The sequence below is a fragment of the Streptomyces sp. SLBN-8D4 genome (assembly GCF_049739545.1).
GTDB classification, from domain to species: Bacteria; Actinomycetota; Actinomycetes; order Streptomycetales; family Streptomycetaceae; genus Streptomyces; species Streptomyces canus_C.
In genome coordinates, this window is the sequence record NZ_JBMGQC010000001.1 from 5,117,328 (window position 1) to 5,134,961 (window position 17,634).

Genomic DNA, 17,634 nt, shown 5'->3' on the forward strand with positions numbered 1-17,634 from the left:
CCGTCGGGGGGCAGCGGATCCTGGCAGGACTGCTGGTGAGCGCGAGCATGTCGGCGAGGTACCTGCATGTACAGGGGTGTGCGGGAGCGTTCTGACCTGCGGTGCAGTTGTGGTGGGTGGGGCTTCTGACCGGTGCTGTACGGAGGTGAATGCAACCAGAACTGCAACCACCGCCCGGCTATTTGCCGCTCTCCGGGCCGTACCACTGAAGAGCCTGGCCGGTCACTGCCGCGATGCAGGCGAAGTCGTGGTCGCGGTGCAGGAGGGTGAGCCCTTGCAACTCGGCCGTCGCGGCGACGACGAGATCAACCGCACCCGCACTGCGGTGCCTTCCCTGTTTGGTGAGAGCTTCTTGGACCTGCCAGGCGCGGTCGTGTGCGCGGTCGTCGACGGGAACCCAACCGAAGATCAGTCGCACGTCCTCGACGCCGCGCGCCCTGTCGGCGGCCGACCGGGCGCTGTAGAAGAACTCGAGCTCGGTGATCGGGCAGGTGGCGATGAGCCCGGCGGCTGCCGCCTGGTCCCAGCCGTACTGCTCCGCGTCCTCGCGCATGAACCGAGCGAGCGCGCTGGTGTCGATCAGGAACTGGGCCGCGTTCACCGGCGGTAGTTCCCCTTGTTCTCGAACAGCTCCAGATCGAATGCGCCGTCCCCGGCCGCGGCCCGCAGCCGGGCGAGAGCCAGGGCACGACGTCGACTCTCCAGCACCTCGCGAAGAGCGGTGTTGACTGTCTCCTTCTTGGTGCTCGTCCCGAGGGCTTTGGCCACGTCCGCGACCAGGTCGTCGTCCAGGTCGATAACCGTCCGACTCACGAGTGCCTCCCTGATATCAAATGTGGGTCCAAGTATATCTCGCGAGGTGCCCGCAGGGGTGACACCCCGGGCACCCGGCTTGGCAGCCGAGCCCTGCACGGGCATCACGCCATGGATGCGGGAGAGAGTGAAGACGCGTTCCGCTTCGCGCAGGTGGCACCACGCGTCGAGGTAGGGCGGGTCGAGTTCCAGGTCGCTGAGGGTCCGTACGGTCCGGTTGCCCGAGGTGGCGGTGTACTCGACAGTGATGGCCTCACCGGTGTCGATGGCATGGGCAATCCGTCGGACGTCGCTGTACGACAGGTGCTTCGCGTATCGGGCGACGATCTCCGATCTCGCGCGGTGTCGGCGATGAGATGGGTCAGCGCCTGTGGCAGGGCCGTGGCGGAGCTACCGCCCAGGTCGGCTGTGATGTCGTCCGGGGTGCGGTCGGCGTCCAGGGCCCGGCGGATACTGCCGGCACTGAAGCGCCATACCGACGCTGTGCCACTGGTCTCCCGGTCGGCCATCGAATCCAGCAGCGCCGAGAGTCGCGCGGACGGGGTGCCGGTGACGGCGGCGGTGAGGTCGGCGCCGATCCGGGCCGTCGTGGTCGCGGGGGGCAGCAGCCGCCGGGCCACGCCTCGGTGGGAGGTACGCGATCGCCGTCGCGGGCCAGCAGCCGAAGTCACCAGGGCCGTACGCGAAATGGAGCGGGCGCGGGACGACAAGAAGCTCAGGAAGCCGGGGCAGAGCTGGACGCTGCAAGCCTGGCTTGAGCACTGGGTCGAGAACATCGCCAAGCGGTACGTCTCCGAGAACACGTACGACGGCTATGAGGTCGACGTACGTGTACACCTCGTCCCCGCCTGGGTGCCCACAAGCTCGACAAGCTGGAGCCCGAGCACCTTGAGCGCCTCTACGGGAAGATGCAGGAGTCCGGGAGCTCCGCCGGCACCGCCCACCACGCTCACCGGACGATCCGAGTCGCCCTGGGTGAGGCCAAGCGACGCGGTCACGTCGCCACCAACGTGGCCGAGATCGCCAAGGCTCCGCGTCTCGAAGAAGAGGACATCGAGCCGTTCACGATCGAGGAGGTTCAGAGCCTCCTCGTCGAGGCCGCCGAACTCCGCAACAGCACGAGGTGGGTCGTCGCCCTGGCCCTCGGGCTCCGCCAAGGGGAAGCGCTCGGTCTCCACTGGGAAGACGTCGACCTGGACGCTGGGTACGTCCCCATCCGCAAGAACCGCCTCCGCCCCAAGTACGCCCACGGCTGCGCAGACACCCCGTGCGGTCGGAAGGCCGGCTACTGCCCCCGGAAACAGCAGACCCGCCGCGAACACAAGTCCACCAAGTCCCGAGCCGGACGCCGAACGATCGGCCTCCCCGACCCGCTGATCAAGCTCCTTCGCCAGCACCAGGAGCAGCAAGACGAGGAACGAATCGAGGCCGGAGCCGATGGCAGGACAAGGGATACGTCTTCGCCTCCCCGACCGGCGGCCCGCTCAACCCGAACACCGACTTCCACACCTGGAAGAAGCTCCTCAAAGACGCGGGCGTACGCGACGGCCGTCTCCATGACGCTCGCCACACCGCCGCGACCGTCCTCCTGATCCTCGGCGTCCCGGACGTAGTGGTCGACGCGATCATGGGCTGGGAGCCCGGGGGAGCGGCACGCATGCGCGCCCGCTACATGCACGTCACCGGGACGCTGCTCCGCAAGGTCGCCCAACAGGTCGGCGACGCTCTCTGGGAGCCGCCCTGGGCCAGCTAAAGCCTCATGCGGAGAGGTCAGGCGTGAAGGACTGCTCTGCCCGCTCCGCGAGGAACTCATCGAGCAGCGCGAACAGAACTGTGATGACACGTTCTTCCTGCTCCGGTGAGAGCTGCCAGTGATCCCAACCTTCATCGGGGAGGGCGATGTGACGGACGAGACCCATCCAAGCGTGCTGGCATTCCCGGCCGCGCCTGGCCACCAGCCAGTCACGCCAGCCGTCGAGCCCAGGGCCGCCGTGCCGCCGTGCGTGGGCGTCGTAGCCGATCAGGAAACTCTCCACGCGGGCGAGTGTGGCCTGTCCCACGAACACCTCGGGGCTCTCGGACACGAAGGCCCAGTACTCACGCTCACTCATGTCTATGAGACTCACCCCCTCATACTTCCGCATCGAAGTCGGTTGTCACCCATCCCGAGCGAGCAGCGAGCAGCGAGCAGCGGGCAGCCAACTGAGACGGAACCTGAGACGGACAACGACGAAGGGCCCACCGCGAACGGTGGGCCCTTCGACATCGTGCCCGGTGAGGCTCGTGGTTCCTGGTCAGCAGGGAGTCGCCTCCTTACTCCCTGTTCTGCGACCAGGCCGCGGTGAGCGCGGTGACCGGATCACTGTCGGCTGGTGCCGCGGGCCACCATTCGCCGTCGTCGTCCTGGAGGTAGGGGTACCAGCGGGCGTCGGGCCCCAGACGCAGCTGGATGCCGTGGTGGGTGAGGGTGAGGCGGTTGCGCCAGGTTCTGAGGTGTGTGGGGGAGTCGGTCATCTCGGAGAGGGCCGTGCCCAGGGCGGCGCGGGTGGCCTTCATCACCGTCGGGTCGGGGGCGTAGGGCTGTTCGGCGACGGTGACGCCCGTGAGGCCGCCGTGGCGCCAGGCGCGGGTGAGGCGTGCGAAGGCAGTGGCGTTGGTGCCGGTGTTCCGGATCAGGTAGTGGAGCCACTCGGGGCCGGCGTTGCTCGCGGCGATGCGCACGGCGTCCTGGTGCTGACTCAGGTACAGGTCGGCGGTGTCGCCCGCGAGGAGCCGGGCGGCGCGCGCGGTGGTATCGGCCATGAGGCGTTCCAGGTCCGCGGCGGCCAGGCCGGTGCCGGGTGGCGGGGCGACGGGCAGTGCTGTGGTGTGGGCGGCGGGTTCCGGGAGTTCGGGCAGTTCGGGGGGTTCTTCGGCCCAGCGGGCGTACGCGGCGGCGGCCGGGATGCCGGCCGGTGCCGGTGGGGCGGCCGTCTCCTGTGCTGCCGTACGGAGTCCGCGCAGCTGGGCGAAGACCTCCTCGCGACCGCGGCCGCGCAGCGCGAAGAGCACGAACGGGTCGGTGTCGATGGTGGCGGCGATGGCGTAGCAGAGCGCGGCGGCGTGCTTGCAGGGGTATCCCCAGTCGGGGCAGGAGCACTCCGGATCCAGCTCGGTGGGCAGTGGGAGCAGTGGGACGCCTGCGTGCCGGGCGTCGTCCACGAGTTCGGCGGGCATCTCGGCGTCGAGAAGTGCCGCGAGATGTCCGGCGCGGGCCGCGATCGTGTCGAGCAGGGTGTCCCACTGAGGGTCGGTGAGGACGGGCAGGTGGACTGAGGAGCGGTACGGGCGCGGGCGGCTGCCCTGGACAGCGGCACTGACCTTGCCCGGAGCGACGGTGACCGGGCCGACCATGCCTTTGCGGGCGTAGGTGCGTCCGCGCGAGAGCCGTCCGGCGTCCAGGGTGGAGTCCTCCAGGGCGGCCACCCATGCCTGGCCCCACCAGGTCGCGGCGAAGGCTCGCTTGCCGCGGGCGGGCGCACGGCGCGGGCCGGGGACAGCGGGGCTCATGACTGCCTTCCCAGGGCGACGAGTTCGGCGAGGTCGGCGTCGGACAGTTCGGTCAGGGCCGCCTCGCCGGAGCCGACGACGGCGTCGGCGAGGGCGCGTTTGGCTTCGAGCAGTTTCGCCACCTTGTCCTCCACGGTTCCCTCCGCGAGGAGCTTGTGTACCTGGACGGGTTTGTCCTGGCCAATGCGGTAGGCGCGGTCGGTGGCCTGGTCCTCGACGGCCGGGTTCCACCAGCGGTCGTAGTGCACGACGTGAGTGGCGCGGGTGAGATTGAGTCCGGTGCCCGCCGCCTTCAACGACAGCAGGAACACCGGCACTTCACCGCGCTGGAAGCTGTCCACCATCTCCTCGCGCCGCGCGACGGGGGTGGCACCGTGGAGGAAGAGAGTGGGGACGCCGCGTTCGGCGAGATGCTTCTCCAGCAGCGCCGCCATCTGTCTGTACTGCGTGAAGACCAGTACGGATTCGCCTTCGGCGGTGATGGTGTCGAGGAGTTCGTCGAGCAGGTCGAGCTTGCCGGAGCGGCCCCGCAGGGGAGCGGACTGGCGCGGGCCGTGCTCGTTCCCGTGCTGGGGCTCTTTCAAATACTGGGCGGGGTGGTTGCAGATCTGCTTCAGCGCGGTGAGCAGCTTGAGCACCAGACCGCGCCTGGCGATGCCCTCCGACTCCGCGATCTTCGCCATGGTCTCGCGGACCTGTGCCTCGTACAGGCTGGTCTGCTCGGCCGTCAGCGGGACGACGTGGTCGGTCTCGGTCTTGGGCGGCAGTTCGGGCGCGATGCCCGGGTCGGACTTCTTGCGGCGCAACAGGAAGGGACGTACGAGACGGGACAGGCGCTCGGCTGCCTCGGGATCCGCGCCCGCCTCGATGGCGCGGGCATGCCGGTCACGGAAGGCCGTGAGTGAGCCGAGGAGCCCGGGGGTGGTCCAGTCGAGGAGTGCCCACAGCTCGGAGAGGTTGTTCTCCACGGGGGTGCCGGTGAGAGCGACGCGGGCACGGGCGGGCAGGGCACGCAGTTCGCGGGCGGTGACGGCGTAGGGGTTCTTGACGTGCTGGGCCTCGTCGGCGGCCACCAGCGACCAGGCTGTCTCAGCGAGCACTTCGCGGTCGCGGCGCAGCACCCCGTAGGTGACCAGGACGATCTCGTCGCCGGCCAGGTCCCCCAGGTGGCGGTCCCCGCCGTGGTAACGGCGTACGGGGGTGAGCGGTGCGAATCTGGCGGCCTCGCGCTGCCAGTTGCCGAGCAGGGAGGCCGGGCAGACGACCAGGGTGGGGCCCGCGGTGGTGGGGTCGCTCTGGCGGTGCAGGTGCAGAGCGAGCAAGGTGATGGTCTTGCCCAGGCCCATGTCGTCGGCGAGACAGCCGCCGAGGCCGAGTGCGCACATCTCGGCCAGCCAGGCCAGGCCCCGCTTCTGGTACTCGCGCAACGTGGCCTTGAGTGCGGCGGGCTGGGGCACGGGAGTGCGGGACTCGGGATCGCGGATACGAGCGACCAGTTCGCCGAGCGCACCGACCGCCGTACAGGGGACCTGGTCACCGTCCCTCTCGGACTCGCCGGTCAGCGCGGCGCTCAACGCCTCCATGGGGGTGAGCGGTTCCATCCGGCGGCGCCTGGCGCGGGCCACCAGCTTCGGGTCGGCGACCACCCACTGGTCGCGAAGCCGGACGAGGGGACGGCGTGACTCCGCGAGAGCATCCATCTCGGCCTCGGTGAGCGGCTCGCCGCCAAGGGAGACCTGCCAGCGGAAGTCGAGGAGGGCCTCGGTGTCCAGCAGGCCGCCCGCGGCGGAACCGGGGGCGGTGCGCTGCCCGATCTCCGCGGTCGCGGTGAGCGCCTTGACCAGGTCGCGCGGCCAGTGCACGTCGACACCGGCCGCGCGCAGCGCGTCCGTGGCGTCCCCAAGGAGATCGAAGGCTTCGTCGTCGGCCAACCGGAGCTGATCGGGAGCGGCACCGTCGAGCAGCCTCCGCAGCGGGGGCCAGGCGCGGGCGCCGCGGCGCAGGGCGAGAAGGGTCTCGGTCTCGACGCGTGGGCCGAGCAGCCGTTCCACTTCGGCCGGCTCGCTCCAGAGCCGTGCGGCCTCGACGACGAGCGCCGGGTCCGCCGCGGTGTGCAGTTGCAGGACTGCCCGGAACTGCCGTCGGCGTCCTTCGGGTACGTCGACGCGCAGGGAGACGCGGACCTCGGCGGTGAGCGCCGCCCGGGTCTCCTCGGCCCATTCACGCAAGGCGGGCACGGCGCGGGCCTCGCGCCAGGCGTACGGCAGCGCTCCCATGGCGAGCGGCGCGGCCGGCGTACGGACCAGATCATCGGCGACCGCGTCGCAGAACTGGCGTACCAGAGCGGCTGGTTCGGCGATCCGTACCGGAGCAGGGCCGGGCTCGGGCAGGCAGTGGGCGTGTGGCGGGAAGGCGGCGGCCAGGGCGTCCAGTGTCCGGCGCTGGGCGGCGGTGAAGGGACCCACCTGCCAGGTGTCGTAACCGGCGGGGGTGAGGGCCGGGTGGAGGCGGCCGTCGGCGAGCAATCGCAGCGCGAAGCGAGTGGCGGCCTGCCAGGCGGCGCCGGAGGGATGCGTCGGCTCCGCATTGACCAGGGCGGAGACAGCGACGGCGACAGGCAGCGCGTAACCCTCGACCCTGCGCCGCCTGACCGAGCGGCCGTGCGGCAGGACCAGCTCCACCGCCTCGGTCTCAAGGCCGGTGGGCGCCACACTGTCTCCGGCTGCTGCCCCGGTCGGCTTCCACAACAACAGCCGCCCGAGGCGGGCGGGCTCACCGGGCAGGAACACCGCCGCCCAGCCGGCGCCGAGCAACTCCCTCACGAAGGCGGATGTTTCCTGCCGGGCCAGCGGCGGTGCGCTCCTCACGCCCGTACTCGGCTCTCGTAGACGACTCGTGCCACTCTCTTCCGCCCTGTCGCTTGCCGGACCCTCCCCTGGGCCGCTCACTACCGAACTCCACCAGGCAATGTCACACGCTGGCAACCACGAGCCTTGGCCTGACTGCCGGCGACGGCACCACGACGGATGCGCCGCTGCTGAACACACCGGTCCTCATACGTACGGTGCAGCGCTACGGTGATGCCATGAGCACCTGGGACCCAGCCGCGCTGGAGGCGTTGGTCGAGGAGGCCACTGTCGACGCCTACGGCGAGGATGAGCAGCTCACCGGCTTCTTCACGGTGATCGAAGAGAGCCTTGCCGTGCCGTTCACCACGACTGTTCTCGGCGTCGAGGTGAGCGTGGTCGGTGTCGGTCTGGCCGAGGACGGACGCGTAGTCGCACGCTGCGCCCGGGGGCCGGTCCGACAGGACATCGGAATTCTGGACCTGCCGCTGCCGGAACCCGTCCCCGAGGGCTCGCAATGGATCGAGGCATACCGCTACTGGGCCCGCTGAACCGGCGCGTCGTACAACTGCCCAGCTGAGCCCCTGCTCGAACGGACAGTCGTCCCGACTGCCGCTGATCGGGGCCGACTGCAGGGAACAGACAGCACGCGGCACGCATACCGCAGTATGCTTGCGGCTATGGCTGACACCACACGGATCACGGTGACACTCCCCACCGAGCAGGTGGCGGAGCTGAAGAAGATCACGGACAACATCTCCGGCTACGTGGCCGAAGCGGTCGCCAGACAGATCCGGCACCAGCTCCTGGGGGCTGACCTGCGCAGCTACACAGACGAGCACGGGGCCTTCAGCGAGGAAGAGCTGGCCGAGGCGCGGGCGCGGATCTTCGGTACGACGTCGGCCGCCGGCGGCGCGAGCGCCGCGTGAGCGGGCACATCGAGACCCTCGTCCTGGACAGCGAGGGGCTGTCGGCCTGGATGGCGCAGGACCGGAAGGTTCTGGCGATGTTCCAGGTGTTCCACGACATGGGAGCGGACCTTGTCGTCAGCGCCAACACCATCGTGGAGGTGAGCCACGCCAGGGTGAACCTGCCCCGACTGCAATGGGCGCTCTCCCGGGTCAAGGTGGAGCCGATCACGGAGGCGGCGGCCAAGGCGGCGGCCCAACTGCTCAAGGGTGCCGATCTGCACGGACACAAGTACGCGATCGACGCCACCGTCGCGGAAGCGGCCTTGCGTCAGCCTGGCCCGGTCGCCATCCTCACGTCGGATGTCGATGACCTGACCCGGCTGTGCGACAGCAAGGTCCGGATGATCGGGCTGTAACCGCGAGATCGCTCCGGGGCCATGGGCAGATCCGCGTGGATCCGCAGAAATCAGAGTCGTCGCAGGTCAGGCCGCGATGGGTGCATAACGCATCGACGGGCGCGGGGCCATGACCGCGTTCGGTGTCAAAGCTCCTCAGGGTCTGTGTCGGTCGCCCTGCAGGACCTGAGCGTGCGCCTTTCGTGCTTGAGGATGTGTCCTAAATGTCGCCTATAAATGCAACCGAAACTGCAACCAGGGCATACCGAAGAGCCGGACCGCTATGAGCGGTCCGGCTCTTCGTTTCGCCTGGTCAGGCGGCTGCGGAGGATACGAGATTCGAACTCGTGAGGGGTTGCCCCCAACACGCTTTCCAAATGTTCGTCCGGGGGTTCGGCGGAGAACGGGGGCGTTCTGACCTGCGGTGGATCGGATTGTTCAGTGACGTCTGGACGCAACTGAACGCGGGTGAATGAGACCAGAACTGAGACCGCGAGATGACGGGTGGGTGGCTCACGTCGTTCGGTGGGTGCTGCACTCACGCAGAATTCCTACTTGTTTGATAATGTCGATCCCATGAGCGAGATTCCTTACAACGTCGGCGAAGGGCCAGCCACCAGGGTCAGCCTCTCCCTCCCCGAGGGGACGGCGGAGGCGATCCGCCGACGAGTCGGCAAGCGTGAGTTCTCCGCGTTCATCACCGAAGCGGTGGAGCGCGAGCTGCGCGGTCAAATCCTGGATGAGTACCTGGCCGACTACGAACGCCGTCAGGGGCCGATCTCCGAGCACGAGCAGGAGCGGGCACGCCGGGTCTTCGACGAGGTGTTCGCCGAGGAGGGGCAGTGGCCCGCCGCAAGCTGAGCCACGAAGGCACCCTCGTTCTCGACTGCGAGGGCCTGTCGAAGTTCGTCAGTGATCACGAGCCCGTCGTCGCCCTCGTCGCCGAAGCCCGCAAGCGGGGCATGGAGGTCGTCATCAGCGCACTGACCATCATCGAAGCGGTGCATCGCCGGACCGACAAGGCGCGGCTCGCCTGGGTCCTGTCCGGCGTGCGGATCGTGCACATCGGCGACGAGGAGGCAAAGGCCGCCTCAGCCTTGCTGATCAATGCCGGGCTTCATGGTCACAAATACGCCATCGACGCGGCCGTGGCCGAGATGGCGCTGCGGCAGCGCCGCCCGGTCGTCATGCTCACCTCGGACATCGACGACATGACGAAGCTCTGCGGCGACCGAGTGCGCCTCGTTGCCGTGTAGTAGCCCAAGACCCGAACGCCGGGGACGGAAGGTCGGCCCGTACGCTCTTGTCCGAGCGCGGTGGGGCCGGTGGACCAGTCGGTAGCACCCAGGGCCGAGAACGGCTGCGTGGCCGGACGCCTCGAACGGGACGCAAGCGGCACGAGTCGGGAAAGACGAGCAGTGATACCGGTCGAACAGCAACAGGAACCCACCGGCACTCCACAGGTCCGGCACACCGAGCTCGCGGCGCAGGCCAACCTGCTCACGGTGCTGCGCCTGTGTATGACGGGGAAGCTGCGGTGCAGCGAGAAGACCCGCCGCCCCAGTGCCGCCACCGTGTCGGCGGTCGCCGACGTCCTGGACGGCGGCGATTTCTATCCGCACGAGGCCATCGCCGCCTTCGCCTGGCCGATGCTGCTGCAGGCCGGCGGCCTCGCCCAGCTCACCGGCGGTCGGCTGGTGCTGACCGCGCGCGGAAAGACCGCGCTGACCCGGCCTCCGCACCTGACCATTGCCCAGCTGTGGCAACGCTGGCTGAACAACAGCCTCCTGGACGAGTTCTCCCGCGTCGAGGAGATCAAGGGCCAGCGCTCGGCGAACGTCCTGACCGCAGCCAAACCGCGCCGCAAGCTCGTCGGCCAAGCGCTGGCCGGCCTCACCCCGGGCGAGTGGACGTCCGTCGACGGCCTGTTCACGGACATGCGCGCGGCTGGCCTGAATCCGGTCGTCCACCGCAGTGAACGCGCCCTGTGGAAGCTGTACCTGGAGGATGAGATCGACGCCGTTCTCGGCCGCCATGCGCCCGACCTCGCGGTGGGCTTCGACGGACTCGTCGCCCAGTTCCAGCATCTCTCCGAGTACGGCGATCCTCCGGCCGCCTGCGGCCCCGGTCGTGTCGCCGTCTGCCTCGGTCATCAAGACTCTCCGATGTGAATGGGGGGCGCGAAGGTGATCGCGCGCCAAATGTAGGAGAGTGGCTCCTTGGCCTTGCGCTCGTACATCAGCCCCTCCAGATGCCGAGCAGGAGCGAGCCGCCGAGTGCGATGAGGCTCACCACGTAGGCGAGTTGTTGGTTTCGCGGACTCATCGGGTTCCGATCAGATGGTGCTCAAGGCGACTGCGGACCGACGGGATGCCTATCTCGGTGAGGGGCACCCAGGCCGCGGCACCCGTCTCGATCATCGATGGGAAGACCGCGCCCGAATGGGCACGGAAGAGGTAACGGATACCGACCCGCAGGCGCGGCCCGTACTGGTGCTGCCCCGGCCTGGTCATGTCGATCAGGAAGGGCCCCTTGGAGTCGGGCTGCATCCATACGTCCCGGATGCCGGCCTCCTGAGATGCGCCGAGATTAATTCGACGTTCACCAACTCGTCGTCGTACAGGAAGAATCCCTCGACGGGCCAGATCCTCGAACGGTCGGCGTCCTGGGAAATGATGCCGATGCTCACCGACGGGAGCGCCATGGCGCTGAGGAGATAGCCGAGTTGGCCCGCCATCACGTCGGTGCCGCCGATGCGATACCGCAGAACGCTTTCCTCCAGGAGGATGGCGAACGTGTGATTCCCGTAGACGACCTGCTGCTTCTCCACGCGCACTTTGACGGCCGCCGGCACATCGTCGATGAGTCCTCGGCGCTCACGAATGGACGTCAGGAGGGCGGTGATGTACGAGGCTGTCTGCACAGGCCCGGGAATGAGCCAGGGCGAGTAAATACGAAAGCGCTCAGTACGTTCCCACAGGGGGACAACGGACTCCTGCGCCCACTTGAGTCCGCCCTCCCCGCCACGCCAACCCGCCCCGCCCGGGCCAGTGAGGTCGCCACCACACAGCAGTACACGGCGTCCTGCTCGCCCCAGTGCGGTGATCAGATCCAATGACCAGGAGCAGGGCGGGGCAGCCTGGGCCCGGTGGCCCTCGCCCAGCATCTTCCCCGGCACGCACCCCACCGCGACGAACCCGGCAACGCCTCGGACGATGCGTTCCCACGCCCCTTACCGTGGCGTCATACCCGTCGCAGCCACCGGTCGAGGTAGATGCTCAGAGCGTCCGCACCGGCGCCGCGCGCGACATAGCCGAGGTAGCCGTCGGGGCGTACGAGTCCATGGGCAACGCCAGGCCAGGGGCTCTGCTCGCCCAGTCGGTGAACGGTGAGCACATCGGCACGGCCTGCCAGGACCGGGGCAAGCCGCCCGTCGGGCCAGAGATGCGGCGGCCCGGCCAGCAGCAGGTGCCAGCCCGGCCCGGCGGTCCGTGCCTGGAGCCCGCGCGGCAGGTCGGGCAGCCGGTCACCGGCACGTGGACCGCGCCCCGGAGGCCGCGAGCCCGAAGCGGAGGCAGGGCTGCGCCGGTAGTGAATGCCCAGCTCCGACACCGTACGGAAGACTCGGCCGCGCGGCCCGGTCGCACGGAGCGCCAACGGGGCCAGGCGCGGCGCGAGTCGGGTGCGGGCGAAACGGACGACGGGGTTGCTGCTGGTGCCGATGGTGAACGCTCGGTCGGTGAAGCGGAGCACGCTGCCGCCGACCGGGGCGCGCTCGGCCTCATACGTCTCCAGCAATTCCTCCGGAGCCCTTCCACGGCACACGAGGGCGAGCTTCCAGCCCAGGTTGAGGGCGTCCTGGATGCCGGTGTTCATGCCCTGGGCGCCAGCCGGGCTGTGGATGTGGGCCGCGTCCCCAGCGAGGAAGAAAGGCCCTGAGCGGTAGTGGACGGCTCCGCGGTTGTGGAGGCGGAAGTCGGTCATCCACACCGAGTCGTGCAACACCAGCCGGTTGCTGGTGTATCGGTCGGTGATCTCCTGCAGGAGCCCGAGATCCACCTCGGTGTCCGGGGCGCCCTGTGTCCGCATCGCGAGCATCCGCCAGGTGGCCGGCGAGCCCAGGGGGAAGAAGAACAGCATTCCGGCCCCGGTCATGTACGCGTGCACGGCGCCGGGCTCCAGGCCATCGACCTCCAGGTCGGCGAGCAGGAAGGTCTGCGGGTAGGCGTACCCCTTGAAGCCGATGCCCGCCTGGGCCCGTACCGCGCTGTGCGCACCGTCGCAGCCCACGACGTACATCGCCTCTACGGCCTCCTCGGTGCCGTCGCTGTGCCGGAGCCGACAGGTGACAGTTGAGCCCGTGCGCTCCAGACGGTGCAGCTCCGTGCCCCGTTCCACGCCCACGCCCTGGCCCCGCAGATGCTCGGCGAGGACGCTCTCGGTCTCCGCCTGCGAGAGGAACAGGAGGAAGGGGTAGGCAGTGTCGGCCAGCCCGATGTCGAACAACTGCATCTGCACCACCCGGTGCGGCAGATGCATCCTCAGCTGCATCGCGGGGTTGCCGCGTGCGACCAGTTCGTCGGTCACCCCGAATGGGGCGAGCGCTTCCAGGGTGCGTGGCTGGATGGCCAGCGCGCGCGACTCATGGGCCCGGTCCAGGGAGCGGTCGATGATCCGGAAGGTGGTCCCGTAGGTCCGCAGTTGCGCGGCGAGCGCGAGCCCAGTGGGTCCTGCACCGACCACGAGCACGTCCAACGGAGCCGTCATGGATCCACGGTAGTGCGCGGCCATCCCGATTCCTCCGGCCGCCGGTGGAAGAGCGCCCCGTGGGCGCGGGTGATGCGGGCCAGTTCGGCGATGGGCTGGAGGGCGCCGGTCTCGTTGTTCGCGGCCATGACCGAGACCAGGACCGTGTGCTCGGTGAGGGCGGCTACGAGCGCCGCCGGGTCGACCAGACCGTCGCAGTCAACGGGCAGGTACGTCACGTCGGCGTCGTGAAAGCGTTCCAGGGCGCGGCAGGTCTCCAGGACGGCCGGGTGCTCGGTGACCTGGGTGATCACATGTGGGCGGTCGGCCTTGGCGCTCAGTACGGCGCCGCGCAGGGCGAGGTTGTCGGCCTCGGAGCCGGAGCCGGTGAAGACGATCTCGTCGGGCCCGGCCCCGATCAGGGCCCCGACCTGCGCGCGCGCCTTATCGAGTGAGTGGCGGGGCTGGTCGCCGTAGGAATGGCTGCTGGAGGGGTTGCCGAAGTGATGCCCCACGTGAGGCAGCATCGCGTCGACCACCCGCGGGTCCACCGGGGTGGTGGCGTTGTAGTCCAGATAGACCGGCCAGCCCCGCAGCCCCGGGTGCGCGGGGATCACGCGGCTTCTCCGGTGGCCACCGGCAGGTCGGCGAGGCGCCACTCCAGCATGCCGTCGGACAGCCGTACGGCTCGCCGCCCGCGGGCGTTGAGCAGTCGTACGGCGTCGTGGGCCAGGACGCAGTACTCGCCTCGGCAGTAGGCGACGACCTCGGTGTCGGCGGGCAACTCGGCGATCCGGTCGGCGAGTTGCTCGACGGGGATGGAGAGCGCGCCGGGGATGTGCCCGGCGGCGTACTCCTCGGCGGGACGCACGTCCAGGACGATGACCTCGCCCGCCTGCGCGCGGGCCAGCAGTTCTTCGCGCCCGACCCCCTCCGATTCGTCGTCCCCGAGGTAGGCGGCGCGGGCGGCCTCGACACCTGCCTGGTGGGTCTGGGCCACCCGGCGCAGCAGGGCGTACAGCGCGGCGACGTCATCTCCGGCCAGCCGGTAGTGGATGCGCACACCCTCACGGCGGGTGGCCACGAGCCCGGCCTGCTTGAGGGTCTGCAGATGCGCGGACGCGGTGGTCAGGTTCAGCCCGGCGGCCTTGGCGAGGGCGTCGACAGTGCGCTCTCCCTGGGCCAGCAGATCGAGCAGTTCCAGACGCTTCCCACTGCTCAGCGCTTTACCGGTGTGGGCGAAAGCGTCGTACAGCGCCGACTTGCTCGTGGGGTCTCCCATGGCATCCTCCATAAATCCATGGAATATTGTATCTGTAGGTGGGTGCTGTGACCACCCAGCGCTTACCGTGACACCAGGAGGACCTGATGGGCTTCGCCGACGATCACCTGATACCGCTGGTCGACGAAGGGCTGGGCAACAGCGCCTACCTTGTCGACCTGGGCGACGGACGCGCCCTGGCGGTGGACGCGAGCCGGGATCTGCGTGCTCTGCGCACTGCCGCCGAGCGGCGCGGTCTGAGCGTCGCCTACGCCGCCGACACCCACCTGCACGCGGACTTCCTCACCGGCGCGCTCCAACTCGCCGCCGACGACGGCGCGACCGTCCTGGCCTCTGCCGCCGGACACCGCGCGTTCCCCCACACCGGACTCGCCGACGGCGACGAGACCGACCTGGGCGGGCTGACCCTGCGCGCCCTGGCCACCCCCGGCCACACCGACGAGCACCTGTCCTTCCTCCTCCTGGACGGCACAAGGGAGTTGGGCGTGTTCACCGGCGGATCCCTCATCGTCGGCTCCGCCGCCCGCACCGACCTGCTCGGCGCCGACCGCGCGGAGGAACTGGCCCGCGCCCAATACCAGTCGCTGCGGCGGCTGGCCGAACTCCCTGACGCGACCGCCGTATGGCCCACCCACGGCGCCGGCTCCTTCTGCTCCGCCCCGCCCGGCGCCGAGCGCACCACCACCATCGGCGCCCAGAAACAGGCCAACGCCCTGCTCGCCGCGCCGGACGAGGACACCTTCGTACGGCAACTGCTGGACAGCCTCGGCTCCTACCCCGCCTACTTCGACCGCCTGGGCGAGATCAACCGGCGCGGTCCCGCGGTCCTCTCCACCGCCCCCACCCTCGCCGCGCTCTCGGCGGCCGAGACCCGCCGACTGCTGGGCGAAGGCGCGCAGATCATCGACGTACGTCCCGTCACGGACTTCGCCCACGGCCACATCCCCGGCGCGATCTCCATTCCGCTGCGCGACCAGTTCGCCACCTGGCTGGGCTGGCTGCTGCCCGATGACACCCCGCTCGTCTTCGTCACCGCACCGGGGCAGGACCTCGCCGAACTCACCTGGCAGGCCCTGAAGATCGGATACGAGCGGCCGGCCGGACACCTGGCGTGGGCCGCGTGGCAAGCGGACGGCGGAGAACAGCAGACCATCGACCTGCTCACCGCTGACCGCATCGCCGACCGCCCGGTCCTCGACATCCGGCAGCGGGCCGAGCACGTCACCGGACACATCGCGGACGCGATCCACATCGAACTCGGCGACCTCGCCGGGCACGCCGACGAAGCTCCGGCCGGCGCCGTGGTCGCCTGCGGGCACGGCGAGCGCGCCATGACCGCCGCCAGCCTCCTCGCGCGTGCCGGACACGACGACCTCGCAGTCCTGGACGGCGGACCGGCCGACTGGGCCAAGGCCACCGGCCGCATGCTGGAGGAAGGCGCGTGACCGCCACTGCAACCCCCAGCGGGATACAGCTCGGGCTGCGCGCCAACCTCGCCCAGTTCACGCTGCTCGTCGCGGTCAACGCCCTGGTCGGCGGCATGCTCGGCCAGGAGCGCACCGTCCTGCCGCTGCTCGCCGACGACGTCTTCCACCTGTCCGCCTACACCGCCGCCCTCACCTACATCCTCGCCTTCGGCGCCACCAAGGCCGTCACCAACTTCTTCGCGGGCACCTGGTCCGACCGCTACGGCCGCAAGCCCGTCCTGGTCGCCGGCTGGCTGATCGCCCTGCCTGTGCCCGCCATGCTCGCCTGGGGCCCCTCGTGGGGCTGGATCATCGCGGCCAACGTCCTTCTCGGCATGAACCAGGGCCTGACCTGGTCCACCACGGTCATCATGAAGATCGACCTGGTCGGCCCGGAACGCCGCGGCCTGGCCATGGGCTTCAACGAGGCCGCCGGCTACGTCGCGGTCGCCGCCACCGCCATGGCCACCGGCGCCATCGCCGGACACGCCGGGCTGAGGCCGGAGCCGTTCCTCCTCGGCGCCGCCTATGTCGTCCTGGCCCTGGGCCTGTCCGTCCTGGCGGTCCGCGAGACCCGCGACCACGCTCGCGCCGAGGCCGCCCAGCACCCCCCACAGCCGGGTTCGGCAGCCGAATTGACCACCGGCCAGATCGCCCGCCTCACGAGCCTCCGCGACAAGGCCCTGTCCGCGGCCAGTCAGGCCGGCATGGTCAACAACCTCAACGACGCCCTCGCCTGGGGCATCTTCCCCTTGCTCTTCGCCGCCCACGGCCTGTCCATCGCCCAGATCGGCGTCCTCGCCGCCCTCTACCCGGCGGTCTGGGGCGCGGGCCAGATGCTCACCGGCTGGTGGTCCGACCACATCGGCCGCAAGCACCTCATCACCGCGGGCATGCTGCTCCAGGCGGCTGCCATCGCTCTCGTCGCCGCCGGAACCACCTTCTCCGTGTGGGCCACCGCCCAGATCCTTCTTGGTATCGGCACCGCCCTGGTCTACCCGACCCTGCTTGCCGTGATCGGCGACGTCGCCCACCCTGCCTGGCGTGCCCGCGCCGTCGGCGTCTACCGGCTATGGCGTGACGGCGGCTTCGCAGTCGGAGCGCTGGTCGCCGGAGTCCTTGCCGACGCCTACAGCCTCACCACAGCCATCTGGACCGTCGCCGCCCTCACAGGAGCCTCCGGCCTCGTCGTCGCGGTCCGCATGTACGAAACCCACCCGCGACCCGCTCCGGCGGACAACTGAGACCAAAACTGAGACCACGCATGTCGAAGGGCCCCACCGCGAACGGTGGGGCCCTTCGACATCGTGCCCGGTGAGGCACTGGCGGAGGATACGAGATTCGAACTCGTGAGGGGTTGCCCCCAACACGCTTTCCAAGCGTGCGCCCTAGGCCTCTAGGCGAATCCTCCGCGGCAAACAATACAAGACGTTGAGGAGTGCTCGCGAACTCGTTCCCACCCCCTGCCATCGGGTACTGTTTGGGCAGCCCCTCACGCGGCGCTATCTGACTGAACTCCCCCAGGGCCGGAAGGCAGCAAGGGTAGGTTGGCTCTGGCGGGTGCGTGGGGGGCGTTCGCGTTCCCGGAGCGGGGGCCCGCGCGGGGTCGGGTTGTCAGTGGGCGCC

The 17,634-nt window shown here is 69.6% G+C and carries 18 protein-coding genes, 1 tRNA gene, 1 other RNA gene and 3 pseudogenes; 10 read left to right on the top strand and 13 right to left on the bottom strand.

The window, feature by feature from the left end; translation table 11 throughout:
- Positions 1–178 precede the first annotated feature (178 nt).
- The 4 genes and pseudogenes from RKD20_RS23120 to RKD20_RS23135 form a co-directional block, all read right to left on the bottom strand.
- Complete coding sequence (locus tag RKD20_RS23120; RefSeq protein ID WP_424879383.1) at positions 179–601, bottom strand: PIN domain nuclease; 423 nt, start codon at positions 599–601, stop codon at positions 179–181.
- On the bottom strand, positions 598–813 hold the full coding sequence (locus RKD20_RS23125; RefSeq protein ID WP_053752751.1) for a type II toxin-antitoxin system VapB family antitoxin: 216 nt from the start codon (positions 811–813) through the stop codon (positions 598–600). The genes RKD20_RS23120 and RKD20_RS23125 overlap by 4 nt, the downstream gene beginning before the upstream one ends.
- A 132-nt stretch (positions 814–945) precedes the next feature.
- Positions 946–1,140: pseudogene (locus tag RKD20_RS23130) on the bottom strand (hypothetical protein); the annotation flags it as partial.
- Between the two features lie 68 nt (positions 1,141–1,208).
- Positions 1,209–1,484: pseudogene (locus RKD20_RS23135) on the bottom strand (helicase-associated domain-containing protein); the annotation flags it as partial.
- Between RKD20_RS23135 and RKD20_RS23140 the strand changes: the two are divergent.
- Positions 1,390–2,566: pseudogene (locus tag RKD20_RS23140) on the top strand (tyrosine-type recombinase/integrase). The pseudogenes RKD20_RS23135 and RKD20_RS23140 overlap by 95 nt on opposite strands.
- A gap of 4 nt (positions 2,567–2,570) precedes the next feature.
- Here RKD20_RS23140 and RKD20_RS23145 read toward each other — a convergent pair.
- The 3 genes from RKD20_RS23145 to RKD20_RS23155 all read right to left on the bottom strand — a co-directional run bounded on the left by RKD20_RS23145 (position 2,571) and on the right by RKD20_RS23155 (position 7,184).
- Positions 2,571–2,924: a hypothetical protein gene (locus RKD20_RS23145; RefSeq protein ID WP_424879384.1), complete on the bottom strand. Its 354-nt coding sequence runs from the start codon at positions 2,922–2,924 to the stop codon at positions 2,571–2,573.
- 202 nt (positions 2,925–3,126) lie between these two features.
- On the bottom strand, positions 3,127–4,362 hold the full coding sequence (locus RKD20_RS23150; RefSeq protein WP_424879385.1) for an SWIM zinc finger family protein: 1,236 nt from the start codon (positions 4,360–4,362) through the stop codon (positions 3,127–3,129).
- Positions 4,359–7,184, bottom strand: coding sequence for a DEAD/DEAH box helicase (locus tag RKD20_RS23155; protein ID WP_424879386.1), 2,826 nt, complete (start codon positions 7,182–7,184; stop codon positions 4,359–4,361). Before RKD20_RS23155 ends, RKD20_RS23150 begins: the two co-directional genes overlap by 4 nt.
- A gap of 263 nt (positions 7,185–7,447) precedes the next feature.
- Here RKD20_RS23155 and RKD20_RS23160 point away from each other — a divergent pair, with 263 nt between their 5' ends.
- The 6 genes from RKD20_RS23160 to RKD20_RS23185 all read left to right on the top strand — a co-directional run bounded on the left by RKD20_RS23160 (position 7,448) and on the right by RKD20_RS23185 (position 10,685).
- The gene (locus tag RKD20_RS23160; protein WP_424879387.1) at positions 7,448–7,759 is read left to right on the top strand and encodes a hypothetical protein; all 312 of its coding nucleotides are present in this window, start codon (positions 7,448–7,450) and stop codon (positions 7,757–7,759) included.
- A 129-nt stretch (positions 7,760–7,888) separates the two neighbouring features.
- Complete coding sequence (locus RKD20_RS23165; RefSeq protein ID WP_424879388.1) at positions 7,889–8,137, top strand: hypothetical protein; 249 nt, start codon at positions 7,889–7,891, stop codon at positions 8,135–8,137.
- A complete protein-coding gene (locus tag RKD20_RS23170; RefSeq protein ID WP_424879389.1) occupies positions 8,134–8,535 on the top strand; it encodes a DNA-binding protein in 402 nt (133 codons plus the stop codon). Before RKD20_RS23165 ends, RKD20_RS23170 begins: the two co-directional genes overlap by 4 nt.
- A gap of 555 nt (positions 8,536–9,090) precedes the next feature.
- On the top strand, positions 9,091–9,375 hold the full coding sequence (locus RKD20_RS23175; RefSeq protein WP_149827015.1) for a hypothetical protein: 285 nt from the start codon (positions 9,091–9,093) through the stop codon (positions 9,373–9,375).
- On the top strand, positions 9,357–9,770 hold the full coding sequence (locus RKD20_RS23180; RefSeq protein ID WP_391176221.1) for a DNA-binding protein: 414 nt from the start codon (positions 9,357–9,359) through the stop codon (positions 9,768–9,770). Before RKD20_RS23175 ends, RKD20_RS23180 begins: the two co-directional genes overlap by 19 nt.
- 162 nt (positions 9,771–9,932) lie before the next feature.
- The gene (locus RKD20_RS23185; protein WP_424879390.1) at positions 9,933–10,685 is read left to right on the top strand and encodes a hypothetical protein; all 753 of its coding nucleotides are present in this window, start codon (positions 9,933–9,935) and stop codon (positions 10,683–10,685) included.
- Between the two features lie 150 nt (positions 10,686–10,835).
- On the opposite strand, the gene RKD20_RS23190 is transcribed toward RKD20_RS23185, so the two are convergent.
- The 5 genes from RKD20_RS23190 to RKD20_RS23210 all read right to left on the bottom strand — a co-directional run bounded on the left by RKD20_RS23190 (position 10,836) and on the right by RKD20_RS23210 (position 14,542).
- Positions 10,836–11,063, bottom strand: coding sequence for a hypothetical protein (locus tag RKD20_RS23190; protein WP_424879391.1), 228 nt, complete (start codon positions 11,061–11,063; stop codon positions 10,836–10,838).
- A complete protein-coding gene (locus tag RKD20_RS23195) occupies positions 11,033–11,680 on the bottom strand; it encodes a Scr1 family TA system antitoxin-like transcriptional regulator (RefSeq protein ID WP_424883297.1) in 648 nt (215 codons plus the stop codon). Before RKD20_RS23195 ends, RKD20_RS23190 begins: the two co-directional genes overlap by 31 nt.
- Positions 11,681–11,757: 77 nt before the next feature.
- Entirely contained in the window at positions 11,758–13,281 is a 1,524-nt protein-coding gene (locus RKD20_RS23200; RefSeq protein WP_424879392.1) for an FAD-dependent monooxygenase, read from the bottom strand.
- On the bottom strand, positions 13,278–13,877 hold the full coding sequence (locus tag RKD20_RS23205; protein ID WP_424879393.1) for a cysteine desulfurase family protein: 600 nt from the start codon (positions 13,875–13,877) through the stop codon (positions 13,278–13,280). Before RKD20_RS23205 ends, RKD20_RS23200 begins: the two co-directional genes overlap by 4 nt.
- Positions 13,874–14,542 (bottom strand): ArsR/SmtB family transcription factor, encoded by a 669-nt coding sequence (locus RKD20_RS23210; RefSeq protein ID WP_424879394.1) that lies wholly within the window; start codon positions 14,540–14,542, stop codon positions 13,874–13,876. The genes RKD20_RS23205 and RKD20_RS23210 overlap by 4 nt, the downstream gene beginning before the upstream one ends.
- Positions 14,543–14,628: 86 nt before the next feature.
- Between RKD20_RS23210 and RKD20_RS23215 the strand changes: the two genes are divergently transcribed.
- Entirely contained in the window at positions 14,629–15,987 is a 1,359-nt protein-coding gene (locus RKD20_RS23215; RefSeq protein WP_424879395.1) for an MBL fold metallo-hydrolase, read from the top strand.
- Positions 15,984–17,252: an MFS transporter gene (locus RKD20_RS23220; protein ID WP_424879396.1), complete on the top strand. Its 1,269-nt coding sequence runs from the start codon at positions 15,984–15,986 to the stop codon at positions 17,250–17,252. Before RKD20_RS23215 ends, RKD20_RS23220 begins: the two co-directional genes overlap by 4 nt.
- A 79-nt stretch (positions 17,253–17,331) precedes the next feature.
- Here the strand turns inward: RKD20_RS23220 and RKD20_RS23225 are convergent.
- Positions 17,332–17,419 (bottom strand) — tRNA-Ser (locus tag RKD20_RS23225).
- Positions 17,420–17,491: 72 nt separating this feature from the next.
- Here RKD20_RS23225 and ffs point away from each other — a divergent pair.
- Positions 17,492–17,590: signal recognition particle sRNA small type (gene ffs / locus RKD20_RS23230), an RNA gene on the top strand.
- The last annotated feature ends 44 nt before the right edge of the window (positions 17,591–17,634 follow it).

Bases quoted from the DNA above. Each gene is read 5' to 3' on its own strand.
- RKD20_RS23145 (WP_424879384.1), bottom strand. From the start codon at position 2,924: ATGAGTGAGCGTGAGTACTGGGCCTTCGTGTCCGAGAGCCCCGAGGTG.
- RKD20_RS23150 (WP_424879385.1), bottom strand. From the start codon at position 4,362: ATGAGCCCCGCTGTCCCCGGCCCGCGCCGTGCGCCCGCCCGCGGCAAG.
- RKD20_RS23160 (WP_424879387.1), top strand. From the start codon at position 7,448: ATGAGCACCTGGGACCCAGCCGCGCTGGAGGCGTTGGTCGAGGAGGCC.
- RKD20_RS23165 (WP_424879388.1), top strand. From the start codon at position 7,889: ATGGCTGACACCACACGGATCACGGTGACACTCCCCACCGAGCAGGTG.
- RKD20_RS23175 (WP_149827015.1), top strand. From the start codon at position 9,091: ATGAGCGAGATTCCTTACAACGTCGGCGAAGGGCCAGCCACCAGGGTC.
- RKD20_RS23190 (WP_424879391.1), bottom strand. From the start codon at position 11,063: ATGCAGCCCGACTCCAAGGGGCCCTTCCTGATCGACATGACCAGGCCG.
- RKD20_RS23195 (WP_424883297.1), bottom strand. From the start codon at position 11,680: ATGCTGGGCGAGGGCCACCGGGCCCAGGCTGCCCCGCCCTGCTCCTGG.
- RKD20_RS23200 (WP_424879392.1), bottom strand. From the start codon at position 13,281: ATGACGGCTCCGTTGGACGTGCTCGTGGTCGGTGCAGGACCCACTGGG.
- RKD20_RS23210 (WP_424879394.1), bottom strand. From the start codon at position 14,542: ATGGGAGACCCCACGAGCAAGTCGGCGCTGTACGACGCTTTCGCCCAC.
- RKD20_RS23215 (WP_424879395.1), top strand. From the start codon at position 14,629: ATGGGCTTCGCCGACGATCACCTGATACCGCTGGTCGACGAAGGGCTG.